At 62.3% G+C, this 17,595-nt stretch carries 18 protein-coding genes; 13 read left to right on the plus strand and 5 right to left on the minus strand.

Annotated elements, in window-relative coordinates:
* The first annotated feature begins 348 nt into the window (after positions 1 to 348).
* From Q2T94_RS07980 to Q2T94_RS08000, 5 genes are all read left to right on the plus strand, one after another.
* Positions 349 to 900 carry a Chromate resistance protein ChrB gene (locus tag Q2T94_RS07980; RefSeq protein WP_302263590.1) on the plus strand — a complete coding sequence of 184 codons (552 nt, stop codon included), beginning with the start codon at positions 349 to 351 and terminating at the stop codon, positions 898 to 900.
* Positions 897 to 1,328 carry a chromate resistance protein ChrB domain-containing protein gene (locus tag Q2T94_RS07985; RefSeq protein ID WP_302263591.1) on the plus strand — a complete coding sequence of 144 codons (432 nt, stop codon included), beginning with the start codon at positions 897 to 899 and terminating at the stop codon, positions 1,326 to 1,328. Before Q2T94_RS07980 ends, Q2T94_RS07985 begins: the two co-directional genes overlap by 4 nt.
* Positions 1,325 to 2,680 carry a chromate efflux transporter gene (chrA, locus tag Q2T94_RS07990; RefSeq protein WP_302263592.1) on the plus strand — a complete coding sequence of 452 codons (1,356 nt, stop codon included), beginning with the start codon at positions 1,325 to 1,327 and terminating at the stop codon, positions 2,678 to 2,680. The genes Q2T94_RS07985 and chrA overlap by 4 nt, the downstream gene beginning before the upstream one ends.
* Before the next feature lie 42 nt (positions 2,681 to 2,722).
* Positions 2,723 to 4,216 (plus strand): malate:quinone oxidoreductase, encoded by a 1,494-nt coding sequence (locus Q2T94_RS07995; RefSeq protein ID WP_302263593.1) that lies wholly within the window; start codon positions 2,723 to 2,725, stop codon positions 4,214 to 4,216.
* Between the two features lie 313 nt (positions 4,217 to 4,529).
* Entirely contained in the window at positions 4,530 to 5,411 is an 882-nt protein-coding gene (locus tag Q2T94_RS08000) for a YncE family protein (protein WP_302263594.1), read from the plus strand.
* 398 nt (positions 5,412 to 5,809) lie between these two features.
* Here the strand turns inward: Q2T94_RS08000 and Q2T94_RS08005 are convergent, their stop codons facing one another.
* Positions 5,810 to 6,409 carry a TetR/AcrR family transcriptional regulator gene (locus tag Q2T94_RS08005; RefSeq protein ID WP_302263595.1) on the minus strand — a complete coding sequence of 200 codons (600 nt, stop codon included), beginning with the start codon at positions 6,407 to 6,409 and terminating at the stop codon, positions 5,810 to 5,812.
* A 119-nt stretch (positions 6,410 to 6,528) separates the two neighbouring features.
* On the opposite strand from Q2T94_RS08005, the gene Q2T94_RS08010 reads away from it, so the two are divergent.
* Both Q2T94_RS08010 and Q2T94_RS08015 read left to right on the plus strand, forming a co-directional pair.
* Positions 6,529 to 6,756 (plus strand): hypothetical protein, encoded by a 228-nt coding sequence (locus Q2T94_RS08010; RefSeq protein ID WP_302263596.1) that lies wholly within the window; start codon positions 6,529 to 6,531, stop codon positions 6,754 to 6,756.
* A gap of 2 nt (positions 6,757 to 6,758) precedes the next feature.
* Complete coding sequence (locus Q2T94_RS08015; RefSeq protein WP_302266381.1) at positions 6,759 to 7,274, plus strand: DUF2269 domain-containing protein; 516 nt, start codon at positions 6,759 to 6,761, stop codon at positions 7,272 to 7,274.
* A gap of 63 nt (positions 7,275 to 7,337) precedes the next feature.
* Here the strand turns inward: Q2T94_RS08015 and Q2T94_RS08020 are convergent, their stop codons facing one another.
* The 3 genes from Q2T94_RS08020 to Q2T94_RS08030 all read right to left on the minus strand — a co-directional run bounded on the left by Q2T94_RS08020 (position 7,338) and on the right by Q2T94_RS08030 (position 10,416).
* On the minus strand, positions 7,338 to 8,591 hold the full coding sequence (locus tag Q2T94_RS08020) for a YibE/F family protein (protein WP_302263597.1): 1,254 nt from the start codon (positions 8,589 to 8,591) through the stop codon (positions 7,338 to 7,340).
* A gap of 146 nt (positions 8,592 to 8,737) precedes the next feature.
* Positions 8,738 to 9,547, minus strand: a complete 810-nt coding sequence (locus Q2T94_RS08025) for a GNAT family N-acetyltransferase (RefSeq protein WP_302263598.1) — start codon at positions 9,545 to 9,547, stop codon at positions 8,738 to 8,740.
* Positions 9,544 to 10,416 carry a F510_1955 family glycosylhydrolase gene (locus Q2T94_RS08030; protein WP_302263599.1) on the minus strand — a complete coding sequence of 291 codons (873 nt, stop codon included), beginning with the start codon at positions 10,414 to 10,416 and terminating at the stop codon, positions 9,544 to 9,546. The genes Q2T94_RS08025 and Q2T94_RS08030 overlap by 4 nt, the downstream gene beginning before the upstream one ends.
* A 1,658-nt stretch (positions 10,417 to 12,074) precedes the next feature.
* Here Q2T94_RS08030 and Q2T94_RS08035 point away from each other — a divergent pair.
* On the plus strand, positions 12,075 to 12,497 hold the full coding sequence (locus tag Q2T94_RS08035) for a four-helix bundle copper-binding protein (RefSeq protein WP_302263600.1): 423 nt from the start codon (positions 12,075 to 12,077) through the stop codon (positions 12,495 to 12,497).
* Between the two features lie 143 nt (positions 12,498 to 12,640).
* Here the strand turns inward: Q2T94_RS08035 and Q2T94_RS08040 are convergent, their stop codons facing one another.
* Complete coding sequence (locus Q2T94_RS08040) at positions 12,641 to 12,913, minus strand: hypothetical protein (protein ID WP_367281533.1); 273 nt, start codon at positions 12,911 to 12,913, stop codon at positions 12,641 to 12,643.
* A gap of 312 nt (positions 12,914 to 13,225) precedes the next feature.
* On the opposite strand from Q2T94_RS08040, the gene Q2T94_RS08045 reads away from it, so the two are divergent.
* The 5 genes from Q2T94_RS08045 to Q2T94_RS08065 all read left to right on the plus strand — a co-directional run bounded on the left by Q2T94_RS08045 (position 13,226) and on the right by Q2T94_RS08065 (position 17,588).
* Positions 13,226 to 14,275 (plus strand): DUF418 domain-containing protein, encoded by a 1,050-nt coding sequence (locus Q2T94_RS08045; protein WP_302263601.1) that lies wholly within the window; start codon positions 13,226 to 13,228, stop codon positions 14,273 to 14,275.
* A complete protein-coding gene (locus Q2T94_RS08050) occupies positions 14,268 to 14,660 on the plus strand; it encodes a hypothetical protein (RefSeq protein ID WP_302263602.1) in 393 nt (130 codons plus the stop codon). The genes Q2T94_RS08045 and Q2T94_RS08050 overlap by 8 nt, the downstream gene beginning before the upstream one ends.
* A gap of 209 nt (positions 14,661 to 14,869) precedes the next feature.
* Positions 14,870 to 16,378 (plus strand): gamma-glutamyltransferase family protein, encoded by a 1,509-nt coding sequence (locus Q2T94_RS08055; RefSeq protein WP_302263603.1) that lies wholly within the window; start codon positions 14,870 to 14,872, stop codon positions 16,376 to 16,378.
* Between the two features lie 230 nt (positions 16,379 to 16,608).
* Entirely contained in the window at positions 16,609 to 17,139 is a 531-nt protein-coding gene (locus Q2T94_RS08060) for a Chromate resistance protein ChrB (protein ID WP_302263604.1), read from the plus strand.
* A 77-nt stretch (positions 17,140 to 17,216) separates the two neighbouring features.
* Positions 17,217 to 17,588, plus strand: a complete 372-nt coding sequence (locus tag Q2T94_RS08065) for a YkvA family protein (RefSeq protein WP_302263605.1) — start codon at positions 17,217 to 17,219, stop codon at positions 17,586 to 17,588.
* Positions 17,589 to 17,595 lie beyond the last annotated feature (7 nt).

The raw sequence follows: 17,595 nt of genomic DNA on the forward strand, positions 1-17,595 counted from the left end.
TGGATCGGCGATGGGCTCAAGGACACGATCGAGGATATTGACGGCTTCCCTTCAGACTCGAGTGTGTCGGCGACGGCTTCCCAGTCCGTCTCGGTCGTCAGCTCGGGGGGCGCTGCGGCGTCGGGCTGATCTGCTTGTTCGGAGTGAACGCCGGTGTTGGCAGTCGCCGCTGGCCCTGCGTCTTGGTTTGCTGTGCGGCCCGTCAACAGCACCACGCTGCTCGCCAGAGAACCAGCTGCCCACTTCATTTCCCGCGTCATGATAGTAACCATGGTTACACTTTAAGCGCCCCCAATCCGCGATTGTCAAGAGACGAAGATCGACCTTCTGCATCTGCTCAACGACGGAATGGGACGCCTTGTTTTGCAGTGGTACCGTAACCGTGGTTACATGGTTTTCATGGTTGATAGTGTGCCTGCCCCCGGCGAGTGGGTGTTTCTGACGTACCGGTTGCCGCGTGTGCCCTCGGCTCCGCGGCTGGCGTTGTGGCGCAAGTTCAAGCGGTTGGGTGTGGCGCAGCTTGCTGACGGGTTGGTGGCGCTTCCTGCCGATGTACGGACCCGGGAGCATTTGGAGTGGGCGGCCGAAGAAATCGAGGAAGCTGGCGGAACAGCGGGGGTGTGGGTCGCACGTCCCTCGACGCGGGCGTTGGAGCGTTCAGTCATTGAGCCGATGAATGAGGCCCGGGCGGGTGAGTATGCCGAAATTGCCAGGCAGGCTCAGTTAGCGCGTGATGCCGCTGAACCTGAACGGACGCGCGGCCTGCGGAGACTGCGGGCGCAGATGCGTCGGGTCGAACGCCGCGATTTTTTCCGCCCGCCCCAGCGCGAGCAGGCCCGCCAGGCACTCAAAGACCTTGCCGGACAGGAATTGGTTGCTCCGATGGAGGTCTCATCGTGAGGTGGGCGACCCGTGCTGGAGTGCATATCGATCGGTCGGCGTGTGCGTGGCTGATCGTGCGCCATCTTGATCCGCAGGCGCAGTTCGTCTTTGTCTCCGGGCCTGATGAGGTCCCCGACGATGCCACTGCTTTCGATATGCGTGGGGCGGAACTCGGCCACCACGGAAGTGATTGCACGTTCGAGACGATCCTGCGTCGCTATGACCTGGCTGATCCGGTGCTGTGGCGGATTGCCGCGATCGTGCACGAGGCCGACCTGGAAGATGATCACTACGATGCACCGGAGGCAGCCGGTTTCGACCTGATCCTGCGTGCGTTGGCGTTGGCACACACCGATAAGGAAGTCCTCAGCATGACAGCCCCAATTTTCGATGCCGTCTACGGTTACATCCGCCGCAGCGTCATCGCTGGAGGAACCCCCGCATGAGCGCCACACCCCGTATCCACGACTTGGTTCCCCTGAGGGAAGCGACCAAAGCCTGGTTCAAGATCTCCCTGCAAACCTTCGGTGGTCCCGCCGGGCAGATCGCGGTCATGCAACGCAGCCTGGTTGACGAGCACCGCTGGATCGGGGAACGCCGGTTCCTCCACGCCCTGTCCTATTGCATGCTGCTGCCAGGACCGGAGGCCCAACAACTGGCGGTCTACGTCGGATGGCTGCTCAATGGTGTGCGGGGCGGGCTGATTGCCGGCGTGCTCTTCGTGCTACCCGGTGTGGTGGCTTTACTGGCACTGTCCGCGGTCTACGTAACCTTCGGCGAGACAGCACTCATCTCCGCCCTGTTCGTCGGGCTGGCTGCAGCGGTATTGGCCATCGTCGCCCAGGCCGTCATCAAGATCGCCAAACGGGCGCTGCACCACCCCATCCTCGTGGCCATGGCCGTGGCCGCGTTCACTGCCCTGACCATCTTCGATGTCCCGTTTCCGGTGGTCATCACCGCAGCCGCATGCACCGGATGGGCCCTAGGCCGGGCCCGCCCCGGCCTGATGGACGCACCCGCCAAGAAAACCGCGGACGCGGCTGAACCGTTGATATCCGATGACGCCTTGCACCACGCTCAACCCTCCTGGAAGAGAGGCCTTCTGGTCTTGGGTCTCGGCATCCCTTTGTGGCTTGCACCGGTTGGAATCGCCTTCGCCCTGACCGGCCCCCAAAGCATCTTCACCCAGCAAGGCCTGTTCTTCTCCGGGACCGCCCTGGTCACTTTCGGCGGAGCCTACGCGGTGCTGGCCTACGTGGCACAGCAGGCCGTTGCCACCTACGGATGGCTGGTGCCAGGTGAGATGGTTAGAGGTCTGGCTCTGGCCGAGACCACCCCCGGGCCGCTGATCATGGTGGTGCAGTTCGTGGCCTTCCTCGGAGCCTTCCGTGATCCAGGCTCCCTCGATCCGTGGACGGCAGCCATACTTGCCTCATTTTTAGTCACTTGGGTGACGTTCGTACCGAGTTTCCTGTTCATTTTCCTCGGTGCCCCCTACGTTGAACGTTTGCGCGGGAACCGTTCCCTCTCGGCTGCTCTGACTGGGATCACTGCAGCTGTCGTCGGGGTGATAGCGAATTTGGGTGTGTACTTCGCCATCCATACCCTCTTCGCAGATGCAAGCCCCATCAAATGGGGGCCCGTCAGCATGGAGATACCGGTCCTCGCCAGCCTGCTGCCCTGGGCGCTGCTGCTAACGATCGCGGCAATGGTGATGATCTTCAAATTCCGCTGGAGCGTGTTGCGAACGCTTGGTGTCTGCGCCGCCGCGAGCCTGCCCTTGACATTCTTGCCCTAACTGACCGACCCCCACACCATTCGAGACAACCGAGGGATAACCTTGACCGACCGAACCATTGCCTCTTATTCGCATAAAACTGCCGATGTTGTTCTCATCGGCGGCGGCATCATGAGTGCCACGCTGGGCTCCATCATCCGGCAACTGGAACCGGGCTGGGACATCTGCCTGTATGAGCGCCTGGACCAGGCAGGGATGGAAGCCTCGGATTCCTGGAACAACGCCGGCACCGGCCACTCCGCCCTCTGCGAGTTGAACTACAGTCCTGCATCCGCGGACGGTTCGGTCGAGACCACCAAGGCCATCAAAATCAACGAGCAGTTCCAGGTCTCACGGCAGTTCTGGTCACACATGGTCGCTGCCGGCCACATCGGCGCGCCCCGCAAATTCATCAACCCGATTCCGCACTTGAGCTTCGTCTGGGGCGACGGCCCGGCGGATTACCTGCGCCGCCGCTACGAGGCCTTGAAGCCACAACCGCTGTTCGAGACCATGGAACACACCGAAGACCACGCCACGCTGGCTCAATGGACCCCGCTGGTCATGGGGGGCCGTGACCCACAGCAGCGCGTCGCCGCGTCCCGGGTAGAAGGCGGCACCGACATCGACTTCGGCTCCCTGACCCGTGAGCTCACCGGCTTCATGGAAAAGAACGGCGTAGACCTCAACTTCGGCACGGATGTCACCGAGATCGCCCGTGGCACCGATGGCCGCTGGGAAGTCTCTGTCAAGGACCGCGCAACCGACGAGGAAACCACCGTGCGGGCGCGTTTCGTCTTCATCGGCGCAGGCGGCGGTGCGCTGCAACTGCTACAACGTTCCGGCATCCCCGAGGGCAAAGGTTTCGGCGGCTTCCCGGTCAGCGGGCAGTTCCTGCGCTGCGGCAATGAGGAAGTCGTCGACCAGCACCACGCGAAGGTCTACGGCCAGGCCTCCGTCGGGGCACCCCCAATGTCCGTCCCACACCTGGACACCCGGTTCGTCAACGGCAAGCGATCCCTGCTCTTTGGTCCCTACGCCGGGTTCTCCACCAAATTCCTCCAGCGCGGCTCGCTGCTGGACCTGCCGTTGTCCCTGCGGCCCAGCAACCTGGTTCCGATGCTCGCGGCCGGTAAGGACAACCTGGACCTGACCAAGTACCTGATCACCGAGGTGCTCAAGAGCCGTGAGTCCAAGAACGAAGGCCTGCGCGAGTACTACCCGGAAGCCACCGGCCACGCCTGGGAGCTGATCACCGCCGGACAACGCGTGCAGGTCATCAAAAAACACCCCACGAAGGGCGGCATCCTGCAGTTCGGCACTGAAATGATCACCTCATCGGATGGCTCTGTCGCCGCCCTGCTCGGGGCCTCCCCTGGAGCTTCCACCGCAGCACCGATCATGTTCGAAATGCTCGAACGTTGCTTCCCGCAGCAGGTCGCCGCATGGCAACCAAAGCTCAAGGAAATGATCCCCGGCTACGGCGTGAAGCTAAACGAGAACCCACAGCTGGCCCGGGAAATCATGTCCGAAACCGCCAAGGTCCTCCAGCTCTAGCAGGCAAGAGAACACCTCAAAACTCGCCCTGAAAAGATCTAACGGCGGGCCGGTATCCGGGCCCTCTGCGTCTCAGCAGGCAAGCGTTTTGAGCTGCTGGCGGTTGTGAAACATCGCGTGCGGTCCGCGGGTTGGATGTGGACATATGCATGTAACCACGGTGACCTATTGGTGTATGTTGTGGTTCTGCGAAGGGGTGGTTGAGATGCGGGTGATTCATCGGGGGCTGTCGGTGGGTTCCACGGCGGTGGTGTTGATGGCCGGGTTGGCTGGTTGCAGTCCCAGTACCGCGCCTGGTCCATCGGCGCAGGCGGTGGAGTTGCCGGGGGCGGGCGAAGACATCGACTTCGATGACGTGGTGTACGCCGCGGCCATGGGTTCGGCGCTGGTTCCGGCCCGCGAAGACGGCCTCTACCTCCTCGATCCGGAAACCGGGCAGGCCGCCGATGTGCCGTTCTCCGGCTCCGTGGACTCCGTGGACGCCGGGCAAGGAGGGATCTTCGTGCTGGACCGCAGCGGGCGGCAGATCCAGGTCCTCGATCCCGAAGGCCAAGTAATGTCCTCGGTCTCCACCGCTGCCGGAGCGGACTACGTGCGCTACGCTGCGGCGACCAAGGAGCTGTGGGTCAGTGAACCCTCTCGGGAAGGCATCGAGATCTTCACTGTGGACGAGGACCTCGAAACGGCCCCCCGCCAGGTCGGTTTCGTTCCCGTACCCGGCGGAACCGAGGGTCACACCCTGACCTCCGACGGGGCCACGGCCTACACCCACGCCGGGAACGAGGTCGCCAAGATCGACGTCAAAGCGCGGACTGTCGCCGCGCGCTGGGCCAGTGGTTGCGAGGCGACCCATGGATTCCCGCGGGTCGATGAGGGCGACGGTATCCTGCTGGCTAGTTGCGCGGAAAACGGCAAGGTCACGCTGCTGGATGTGAACGACGGCCACATAATCGATGAGTACGAAGTCGGCGGCGGGGAATCCCTGCCGGCGTATTCTCCCGGCCCAGACCACTTCTACGTCCGCAGCGACCCCGGCACCACGATCGCCACCCTGGCGGTCTCACCCCAGGGCCTGGAACTCATCCGAGAGGTTCAGGTGCCCAAGGTCGGACACTGCCTGGGTGCTGACGAAGAGGGCCACTACTGGACCTGCGACGCCGGCGCTGGGCAGTTGCTGCTCTTCGAAGACCGCTGAGCTGACCGGAGCACCGTAACAACGTTCCTGCCAACCCAGGTGAACGGCGCGGCCCGGGACCGCGCTTACCCTCGAAACCGCCAGAACACCCATGTCATCAGTATCACCAGCTGACACGGCCACCACAAAACGCCGATAGAACTCCACCATCTAAAACCAAAATCCCACTCCAACCGGCGCCCGATAACGATCATTACCCGACACCACACTGGCTTAGCGTCGGATATTTGACTAATTCACAAGCCACCCCTGGAAGAATCGCCCGGAAATTCACGCTAAGGAGTCAGCGGCCTGTTGAATGGGTTCCATGGCGGTCGATTTTCCTCATAATTCCTTAGAGTGAATTTCCGTACCGAACCAGTATCAGACACCGATACCCGACGCTGGCCGGCGGCCCGCTATCTGGGTGGTTGATGCGCATCCTGCGCGCCGGAAGGCTCTTGGATTCCCGTCAGGATAACCAGGATGAGGCGGAGCACGGCTTCCTCGGAGGACATTTCGCGGGCGGCGGCGGTTGCATGCAGGCAGTATCCGGCCAGTTCCACTGGGGTCAGGTCCTTTCGGAGGGCTCCGGCATTTGCTGCCTCCGTGACCAGGTCCTCGAGGAAGCCGGTGAGGTGTTCCTGCGCCTGGGCGACATGGTTTCCTTGGTGGAGTAGGGCCGCCGGACCCTCGCCGCCGTGCCGGAAGGTGATCAGTGCGTAGGCTTCGAGTACGGCACGCAGACGCCCGGAGGGGCCAGTGGCGGAATCCCGGACACCGGAGAGATAGGCCAAGTGGTCGTGGATCTGCCGCTGGTGCCAAGCGGTAAGGATGGCATCGACATCCGGAAAATACTTGTACAGGGTGGCCCGCCCGATGCCGGTTCTCTCGGCAATCTTCGACATGGTCACCGACATCAATCCATGGTCGGCCACCACAGCCGCGGCGGCGTCAAGGACCGCCCCGCGCACCGCCTGGCGGTGCGCATCGATTGTCTCGCTCCATAACTTAGGCACACTCCTAGTATACGGAACGCCGATGTAACAGCGCTTTGTTTGTGGCGTGACAATATGTCTCGTAAAATAAGGGGTGCTGGCACCTTCGCCGGCTCCCGCGCCCCTTAAGGAAGGCCGTCATGGACAATCCAACCTCCGGTTCCCACCCCTCGGATACCAGCAGCGCTCGGCCGCCACGCGGACCGGCCACCAAAACGCCCCGCTGGGTCAAGGTGTTTGTGGCCATAGCGCTGGTCCTGGTGGCGTTCTTGGTCATCGGCCTACTGAGCGGCGGAGAACACGGCCCCGGACGCCACTTCTCCACAGAGGGCGCTCCTTCCGGAATGGCGGAGGCCGATCTGCGGTGATCATGGCACCAAAGTTGCGCAAGGCAGCATTGACGGCACACATCGGCTGCTCTGTGGGTTGGCTCGGTGCGGTCGCCGGATTCCTTGCCCTGGCAATCGCAGCCGTGACGACCGGGGACCGGCAGGTGGCGCAAGCGGCCTATATTGCAATGGAGCTGATGGGCTGGTCGAACCTGGTCCCGCTGAGTGTTGCCACGCTGCTGACCGGCCTCATCCAGTCCCTGGGCACCGCCTGGGGCCTCATCCGGCACTACTGGATCCTCATGAAACTGCTAATCACCGTGCTGGCGACCGCCGTCCTGATGATGTACATGCAGACTTTGCGCCATTTGGCCGACGCTGCAAGGGGTACCGCGCCAGCGGCAGGAGAAATCCTTCCCAGCTTTTCCCCGGTTCTCCATGCCGGCGCCGCGCTGCTGGTGCTAGTGGTGGCACTCATTCTGTCCGTGTTCAAGCCGCGCGGAATCACCGGATGGGGACTGTCCCGCAAGCAGGAGGCGACCGAGTCACCAAGCTGACCTAACCATTAGCCTTGAGCGGGACGGGGTCGTGCTGCTGCGCCTTGATGCCGTGCCGACGGATCAGTCGACCTCGGACACGGCCGGCTCCAGGGCGCGTCGGCCCAAGGGTTTGGCGCCGGATCCGGTGGCCTTGACCACTGCCACCGCGATGGCAGTGGTCACCGGGATGGCCAATACCAGCCCGATGGAACCCACCAGGATCCGGATGACCTCCTCGGCCATTTGGCCGGTGGTGAGGGTGTCCATCAGGGGTCGGTCGTACAGACTTACCAACACCAGGATCGGCAGTGCCGCGCCGGCGTAGGCAAAGGCAATGGTGTAGACGGTCGAGGCGATGTGGTCCCGCCCGATACGCATCCCCGAAGTGAAAAGCTGCCGGGCAGTGGAATGCGGTGCGATTTCCGCCAGCTCCCAGACCGCGGAGGACTGGGTGATGGTCACGTCGTTGAGCACGCCCATGCCGGCGATGAGCAGGCCACACAGCAACAACCCGGAGAGACTGAGTTCGGGCACCACCGTACTCAGCGTCATGGCCGAATCCTCGGTCGCCCCGGTCAGCGCCGCAGCGTCGGTGGCCCAAACGGCTATGGCCGCGGTGACACCCAACCCGAACAACGTCCCCAACAGCGCCGTGGAGGTCCGTGCGGAGAATCCGTGGGCAAAATACAGTGCCGCAAACATGACGATGGTGGACGTCGTGAGCCCAACCAGCATGGGGGATTTGCCCTCCAGAAGCGCCGGGATCATGAATCCGACGATGAAGAACAACCCACCGGCAAGCCCTGCCAAGGCACGCAGCCCGCGCCACCGCGCAACCCAGCACACCACCACCGCATAGGCGATGCCCAGCAGGGCCAGCGGGGTCGAGCGCACAAAATCAACGAAGACATACGGCGCGGATGTATCGGTGGTGTGCGAGAGGTCGAGGTACTTGATCTTGTCCCCGGCCTCGAGTGGCCGGGACTGGGTCGTTTCCGGCGGAACTTCCAGGGCGAAGGAGGCGCCACCCGCCTCGGGGGTGACATAGGAAATCTCGCACAACAGTTCCTGGCCGCCGGCCTCGTCCATCCCCTGGGTGGAGGGACAGGTTTCACTGACGGTCCGGGTGACGGTTCCGGTGGATAGCTCTACCCCGCTTGCGGTGTCAAAAACGTCGTTTAGCGGGGACTTGGCGATGTCGCCGCTGGGCCAGAGCATGATGGTTGCGATGAACGCCAGCACCCCCACAGGGGCAAGCAGGATCCAGAGGATGAGGTTGGCGCGTCGGCGCCGGGCCGGGTCAACGAGTACGTCGGCGTGGTGGTGTCCACCCATGATAGGTTCAGCTCCAGACTGATTGAATGAGCACGGTATGGCGAGATGCGGGAAAATGTCGGGCCATAGCGAACAGGGAAGAAAATGTGGTCGCTGGTGGATCCGCATTTCTGCGGATCCACCAGCACAAAAAGGGTCAGGACTCGCTACAGGGTGGAGAGCAGGTCATTCGTGTCCTTGAATTCGGATTCCTGGGAAGAGGCGATGCTCTTGGTTAGGTGCCGTTGGACATCGGACTGCAGGCACGCCACCTTGACGCCCGCCTCCGCCTCCTTCAGGGAATGGCGATAGGTTTGAATCTCTGTGCCGTCCTTTGAATACCGCTCCTCGGCGCGGACCCAGCCGATCTTTTCGTAGAAGACTCCCGCCCCAGCAGCCCCGGCCGTGGTTACCAGTTCTGCCCGGAACGAACCTTCTCGTTTGGCCTGCGCGAGGAATTCATCCACCAGAAGACTTCCTACACCCCCGCCCCGCACCGTTGGCAGCACCACGAGCGAGGTAATGACCGCCGTTGCCGGCTCGGACTTGGTGGTAGTGGCACTTGGGCTGGACGGTCGTCCCGCTATGCGACGCAAATACGGGCGGGCCCGGGTGCGCAGGAATTGAAGAAGCACCCGCGGCCGGATGGAAAGAGCTGCAGTTCCCGAGAGCAGGAGACTCCACTTGTGGTTGTTGAGAACATCCGCGACGTGACGGACTTGGTGGGTTGAACCAATCAGGAAACCAACTTGTTGCTGCGCGACATCGTTCGTTACAGCGACAAGGGCAACCCCCTGTTGTTGGGTGAGAAAGGTTCTCATCCACAGCGTGACGAAGCGTTGTCCCAGCCGAGGGAACAGCCCGTCAGGCAAATACCGGATCATGTCAGAAGCCATTAATCGCAGGTCTTGATCCGTGGCACCCCTGACCATCACCATGGATCGCGCGCTGGGGAACATCGGGAAAATCTGGTTCATCGGGTTTCCTCGGTAAGAGTGATGCCGTCGTATGCGAACTTGACCAGGCCACGTTCCATGGCCATCCAGATGGAAAGGCGCCCATCTGCTTCACTGGTGGCCCCAATGGCCGACGTTTGGTCTACCTCGGCGTCGGTTCTTTGCCAGGAAAGACCGGCATCGTCGCTGAGATACACGCTTCCTTCCGGTGAGATACCAACGGCGGTCATCTGATCCGCAAATGCGGCGGTGAGGAGTTGCGGTCCACCAGCCGGAGCCGACCAGGTTCGCCCGCCATCGATGGATCGCCACACTCCTTCCTCGGTGGTGGCCAGAACCACCGTGTTGTCGGGGCTTCCCGCCAACGCATATGGGGAAGGTGACATCGGTCCGATGTCCGACCATTCCTTGCCGTCCACCGTCGACCGAAGAATTCCGTCGAATCCGACCAGCTGGTCACTCGTGGCCGTCATGGCATGGAAATCGGATTCACCCTGTCGCGAGAGGGGTGTCCACGATTCCCCGCCATCGGTCGATTTCAACAGACCCAAGGGGTTGGGCAATTCCACGCCCGGCCCTGGATGTCCTGAAGCATAGAAGGTTCCGTTTGATGAGATGGTGAATCCCATCAGGTCGATAGGTGGGCCGATTGGTCTTGGAACGGTCTCGGTGGCGTCGAAGAGGCCGTTATGGGTAGCGAGCAGGACTCGTTGGGTTGATTCTTCGACGGTGATGGCATGGATATGGCCATACGGATTGGCCGGTGGTTGTTCGTCTGCCTTCGACTTCTGGGTCTGGCCGCACGCGGCAAGCCCCAAGGTGGCGAGTAAGGCAATGGACATCGCAGTCCACTTTCGGGAGCGAGAAAATATGGTCAGGGTGGAAGACATGGTTCTCCAGGGATAACAGCGCAGGAACGGGCCTGCTGGATTGGGCTTCGGAGGTGCCGCAGCTCACTCAAAGTTCGTGGATGATGGCAGCGTGCCGTGGACGGAACATGTCAGTCGGCAGGCAGATCCTATTGGCTGACCAGAAGTAGTTCTTCTATGGCCGATAGCTCTGCCTCGTGGCGGGGGATCCCCAGCTGAGCGATGTTCGCTTAGCCATGGTGATGCCAGGCCACAGAAAAGGGGTTTGCCGAGTCCAAGCGGTCGAGGTGCTCGATGCTGGGCACGGCAAGGAATGATGCCGTGAGGGTGGCTGCCGACTGACAGCGTGGTACGCCCGATTCGACAACGCGGCAAAAAAGGGTAGCGGGGACCGTGAAAAACGGCGATCCATGGATCGAATCCATTGCGGACAGGAGTCGTGCTCTTGATTCCGCTGCGCTGTCGAAAAAGGGTACGACAAAAGATGGCTGGCCTCGAGGCCTTACCACTGCTTTACGTGCGACTGATCGATAGCTGAATTAGCGAAGGCGTTGTGTGTGCATGAACCCGGGGGATCCAGAAAACGGGCGGGGCAGGCAATCCCCAACCCGGTACGGATCGGACTGCCCTCGAAACACGATGGAAAAAAAGTCCGCCGATGGAGAGGGCAAGAACACATATGCCGATCAAGGCTGACTCCACACCACCAACGGAATCCCCCCCAAACGAAGCAGGGGTATCGTCGGCCGGGGCGTGCTGAGTCAGGACTGAGAATAGGTTCGAGGCATGAGCGGAATCCAGGATTAATTCCTGAGCGATAACGCCGGCCGGGGGATTATGAGTCGCCTGCGAAACATGGTGATCCACACCAACAACGTGCATCCCGAGTAGGCCAAGGAACAGTGCGATCAGAACACAAGTAGGACGAAACATCAACGGCAAGAATGCTCGGTTTTTTATCATGGCGGGCTTCCTTCCCTGAAAAGCGTTTCGGACCAGCTCATATGCAACATTCTGGCAAACCGTTCGGACCGTGCCACTGGGTCGCATGCCCTCGGTGCCGATATTTGCCCGAGTAACCCCGGCCGGTGTTGCAGCCGGAAACATCGCAACACCGACAAGACCGTAAATAGTGAGTCAGTCCGACACCGATGCCCTGAGTCCCGTTGGCCAGGCTCTGTTCGGTTCGGTTCGGTTCGATCCATTTTACGATAGCTTGTGTGCGAAACGGCAATCGCGGGGAGCACCGGGGGGAAGAACGCTGCCCTCGTAAATCTCACCACCTTATGACGTGTAGATCGCTTCCGGCGGTAGGGCACCTCAACGGATGGGCACCTTGTCGCCCTTCGGATTTCGAAGGCTTCAAAGTACGGTTCTCTTCAGGTTTATGCAGCCGGATATTAAGCGTCGGTCCGCGCCCTAACCTGGGGTGGATCTGGCTGGACCAGGGCAACGCCGAGGTCAGCAACCCATTGGGCGAGAATGGACGTGCTTGGGGAACTGGCGGGAATGCCGTCGCCTGGACCGAGGATGACCGGGGTGAATGGTGAACGGCTTCGTTTGGTTCTCGCATTCCGGTAAGGAAAGGGGTGGCCGCGTGGGAGTGGCAAAGGTACGGTTGTTGAGGAGGGGCGGCGGTCCGCCGGTTTTCCTTGCGTCCATGGAGTAGGAGCAGAATGATGAGTCATATCACTTCAATGCTGGAGACCTATCCGAAAGATCTCGGTGGCATTGACCGTCAAAAACTTGCCGAATGCATCGCCGCCTGTTTTGAATGCGCGCAGACCTGTACCGCCTGTGCCGATGCCTGTTTGAGTGAAGACATGGTCGCTGAGCTGACCAAGTGCATCCGCACCAATCTGGACTGTGCGGACATCTGCGCCACCACCGGAAACATCCTTTCCCGGCGGACCGGGTATGACGCCCATATCACCCAAGCCGTATTGGCAGCCTGCGCGGCAGCCTGCAAAGGGTGCGCCGATGAATGTGAACGTCACGCCGATATGCACGAACATTGCCGCGTCTGTGCCGAGGCGTGCCGCCGCTGCGAAAACGCCTGCAACGAACTTCTTGAATCGCTCGGACGCGGGGCCACCGAGTAGAACCACCATGGCAGCTCTCCCGGAGGCACGGGTGGAGCATTCCAGGAATCGATGCGGGTGATTTGGGCCTCTATCCGGGCAAGAATCGGGGCAACGAAAAGCCCGAAGGACGATATCAGAACACGAAGCAGCGCAATCGCGGCCTAAGCCACATTGCCGGCCCCGCGGCCGCCGGAGCAAAACTCGGGGTCGGCCCTGGGCGGCGTGAGGCCGGGGATCTGGTTTCCGGAACCGATCATGTGATCAGCCTGCCGGGTGGCCTTGAGGTTAGCCCGCGTCGGGTGTCGGGCGATGAGCGTGCAAAGCACTTTCGTTCCGTCCCGGCGCGTAGTCACCATGCGCGCCATGCGCAGCGGCGCCAGGTGCTGGGAGACTCCCGAGGGCGACTTCTCGACAATCTTGGCCGGTTCGCCCACCGAGAGCTCCGCACCGTGTTCGAGAGCAAGGGAATCCGGACGCGGGTGGGATCCTAAAACAGGCCCAGGACCTCCCCAGCCAGCTCAATGAACCCGGGTTCGACCGGAGGGGTGGCCTCAAAGCTGCCCCGTGCATCCGCATATACTGTCATAGGTGTCGGTCATAGCTGTCGGTTCCCCCGGACTCCGACGCGCTTACATACCGCCGGGGACTGCCCTCCACACGCAGACAGGACCTGACGCTTCGTGAATACGCAAACGCCAACGCCCCTCCATTCACCCCCTTCCGCCCCGCCGAAACGGTCCGCCGCCTTGGATGTTTCCCGGGCGTTGGCCGTCATCGGGATGATCGCCGTGAACGTCGGGCCGCAGGAAGCGGACGACCTGCTCGAACGCATCTTCATGCTTCCCTTTGGCCGGGCCTCCTTGCTCTTCGTGTTCCTGGCCGGGATCGGGCTCGGAATGCTGACGCATCCGGCCAAGCATCGCCCGTGGCGCCAACAATGGACCACGCTGGTGTGGCGGGCGCTTCTGCTGCTCGGGTTCGGCCTGGCCCTGCAACCCATCAACCACGGGGTCAGTGTCATCCTCACGGTCTACGGGGTGTTGTTCCTCGTGGGGATACCGCTCACCCGCCTGAGCACCACGGTTCTCGCCTGCCTCACCGGCATCCTCATGCTTGCCGCACCCTTGCTCTGGATGGGACTGTTGGTCCTGCGCGGCGAGAGGTTCAGCCGAACCCCGATCCTGCTCTCCGGCAATCCGCTGGGGATCCTCGATGGAATCCTGGTGACAGGACCCTACCCGGCGCTCGTGTGGATCGTCCCGCTGGTGGCTGGCCTGACCCTCAGCCGGCTGGACCTGCGCCACCGCCGGATCCAGCTAATTCTTTTGTTCGGCGGGATGGCCGCCGCGGCCGGCGGAATCGTGCTCTCGCGCCTGCTGATCCGGATGACGGGGATCGATCCCACCAGTGGCGGCTTCGCGAGGCTTTTGGCCAGCTACGACCATTCCCAGGCGCCCCTGTGGCTGCTGTCGGGGATTGGTTCTGCCGGCGCTGTCATCGGGATGTTGTTGCTGGTGGAGCCCTGGCTGGAGCGGCATGCGCTACCGCTCGTTCACCTGGGACGGCTCTCGCTCACGATGTATGTCATGCACCTGGTGCTGCTGGCGATCTTCGTGCGGCCCGATCCGCACAGCACCCTCGAAGGCATCGCCTTCGCCGCACTCATCACCACGTTCTGCATCATCTGCGCACATCTGTGGGTTCCCGCCCGGGGACAGGGGCCCCTCGAGCGGTTACTCCGGCTTCCCGCCATCATGATCCAACGCCCCGCCGCCTCGTCAGGACACCATGGCTAACTCCACCCGATTTTTCCAGGGACATCGTCGTCCGCTGGTCCGGGCCGCCACCATCGCAATGGCCACGGTGCTCCTTTTGCTGGTCCTGGGCATCACGGGGGGCCAGGCACATGCGGGGCTTCTCGGCGGACCACCCGCGCAAGGACCTATGCTGACAACAACACCGCAGGAAACGGCGGTGCAATTCCACGCCGCCCCGCCAGGATCCGAAAACCCAAAGCCAACAAACGACGGAAACGACGAGGATTCCGGTGAAGAGCATCGTTTCTGGTCGCCGGGGCTGCTCGGGCTCGCGGGACTCGTGGCCCTGACGGCACTCGTGGGCACGATCCTCATGATCCGTTCGCGGCGCCGCCCGCCACCAAGCCAGGAGACCGAACGATGAAACAAAATATCCGCACGCCTTCCAAGCGCCCAGGATTCGGCAACACGCGGAAACACTGGGGCGTCCGGCAAACGGTCGTCGGAATATTGTCCGTCGGCCTGCTCCTGGCGGGCTGTTCAAGCCAGCCGCTCGCAGAGAGGTTCTCCGCCCCCCTCGGGACGGGTTCCAGTCCGGAAACCGCCCCTGCGGTGACGGCGCCAGCGGGGACCATGCTGGCGCAGGAGGGCATCGCCGCCGGGCATCCCGAGGCGGTGGAGGTCGGGATGGAGATCCTGGAGCGGGGAGGCAATGCCGCCGATGCGGCCATCGCTACGGCCTTTGCCGTGTCGGTGGTCGAGCCCCATGCCTCGGGGATCGGCGGTGGAGGCGTCACCCTCATCGCGGAACCGGAGAAGGAGGTCGCCGCCTTCGACTACCGCGAGGTCGTGGGCACCAGCGGGAAGATCCCTGCCTCCGGGACCGGGGTGCCCGGCTTCGTCGACGGCATGGCGACCCTGCATGCAACCTATGGCTCGCTGCCGTGGGACGAACTCCTGCAGCCGGCAGAGGAGCTCGCCCGCGACGGCTTTGTGATCACCAAGTTCCTGGGTGAGCGCATGAACGACGGGATCGGATCGAGCATCGTTTCGGAGCACCGGCAATTCCGCACCAAAGATGGCAGCCGCGTACTCCGCGAGGGCGAAACACTCAAACAAGCAGAACTGGCAGAGACGATCCAGACGCTGGCCGCCGGGGGACGTGACGAATTCTACGAAGGGTCGATCGCCAAGCAGCTGACACAGGTCAAGGGCCTCGATGCAGCCACACTTGCCGATTACCAGACTGAAAAGTTCGAACCCGTCCGCGGAGACGTGGGAGACTACACGGTGGTCACCGCGCCTCCCGCCCTGCCGGGGGCCGGACTGATCCAGATGCTCCAGCAAGCCGAAGGCGCCGGCATAGCCTCCGACGCTCCCGGGTCCGCGCCCTACGTGGACAAACTCATGGCAGCATGGTCAAACGCCAGCGACACCGTCACGGAGAATTTCGGGGACCAGCGCTTTGTCAAGGTGGACCTCTCGGAGGTCCTTGACCGCGAACGGAACCTCAAGATCGGCAGCCAACTAGACACCGGTTCCAAGGATTCCCCCGCCGGAGTCATCGATCCGGGAAATACGACCCATCTCTCCGTCGTGGATCGCGACGGCATGGCCGTGTCGATGACAAACACCATCACCAGCTTCTGGGGAGGGACCAAGAGTGATGTCGTCGGGGGATTCTTCCTGAATAACCAGCTCAGCAGGTTCAAGACCGTCGATTCGCCCGCGAATCGCCCGGAACCAGGCCGGAAGTCCGTCACTTGGTCCAACCCCGCCATGGTCCTGGACGGGCAAGGCCGCGTGGTCATGGGACTTGGAACCCCCGGCGGCCAGCAAATCCCCAACATCCTGGCCTCCGTGCTGGTCCCCGTCCTGCTGCAGGACCAGACCGTCCAGGATGCCGTGGACGGGCCACGCTTCCACCTGCAGGGTGGGATTCTTGCCGTGGAAGGCAAAGCCACCAAGAGCATGAAGGCCTTGGCGCGGGCCAATAAATGGAAGATCCGGGAAACCACCCGATCCGACGGCGTCTTCGGGTCGATCCAGGCGCTCTGGGTCGACTACGACACCGGGACCCTCGACGGGGCCACCGATGTGCGCCGCGACGGCGACCACGGCGTCACCAAAACCGACCGGTAAGGCAGCTGATTCAAGGGGACAACGCTACCTCACCGTGTCGACGCGGATTGCGGTTTTGTCGCAAACCGACCGCGGGGACTGCCGTCACTGCTCGTGGCCAATTCCTTTCAAGCGGCACGAGCACTGTCAGCAACGAAACCATCCGTCCACTCCGCGATGTAACAGTTGTTACTTCAGTGGGGTATTAATGTACGATTCTTCAAATGAACTGGTTAGTACTTGTTGTCAGAATGACCGGAGACACTTCCAAGAACCGAGTGGCCGTCTGGCGCGAATTGAGGAAAATCGGCGCGGCCCCGGTCACCTCGGGAGTCTGGACCGTTCCCGACACCCCACACTTCACGAAGGCCGTGGCGAAGGTCGCCGAACTGGCCGGTCGAGGGTCCGGAGACGTGTTGGTGCTGCCCACGACCTCGCAGGCCCCCGGTGGGGATGCGTTGCGTGCGGCCTTCATGGCCCTGCGGCTGGATGAATGGCGCGAATTCTCCGGCGACTGCGCCAAGTTCGAGGCCGAGATCGCCAAGGAAATCCGCATCGAAAAGTTCACGTTGGCCGAACTCGAAGAGGAAGAGCAAAGCCTGGAGCGGCTACGCCGTTGGCACCGCGAACTCAAAAGCCGAGATGTCCTTGAATTGCCCGAAGCCCAGGCTGCCGACGAACTTCTGCGCCAGTGCGTGGGTTCCCTCGAGGGATACGCGGAGCAGGTCTATGCCACTCTCCATGCCCCTACCGAACCCGAAGCTCCGGACACCGGAGACTAGCCCCATGTATTGGTGGCAGGCCCTATTGGGGACACTGGCCGGCCTGGCTGGCATCTATGCGATCCTGCTGGTGGCCCTTGTGGCTTTATGCGCGAAGGTACCCCGGCACCGTAGGCCTGCGCGATGCCCTGCAGTTGCTGCCGGATCTGCTGCGCCTGTTGCAAGGACTGATCACCGACAAGGCCGTGCAGCGTGGAGTGCGGGTTAAACTGGCGCTGCTACTCGTTTATTTGCTCATCCCGGTGGATCTGGTGCCGGATTTCCTACCGGTGATCGGGTATGCCGATGACATCATCATCCTCGCTGTCGCCCTGCGCTTCGCCGTCCGTTCGGCAGGCCCGGAGCCATTGCGTCGCCATTGGCAGGGCACTACCGCCGGGCTTGCTTTCATCGAAAAGCTTGCCGGTCTCCGCTCCGGGGGTGCTCCTTCCTTGCCGGGCGCGCGCTGATTTGAAC

This window comes from Paeniglutamicibacter sulfureus (assembly GCF_030512175.1).
In the GTDB taxonomy this organism is placed as follows: domain Bacteria; phylum Actinomycetota; class Actinomycetes; order Actinomycetales; family Micrococcaceae; genus Paeniglutamicibacter; species Paeniglutamicibacter sulfureus.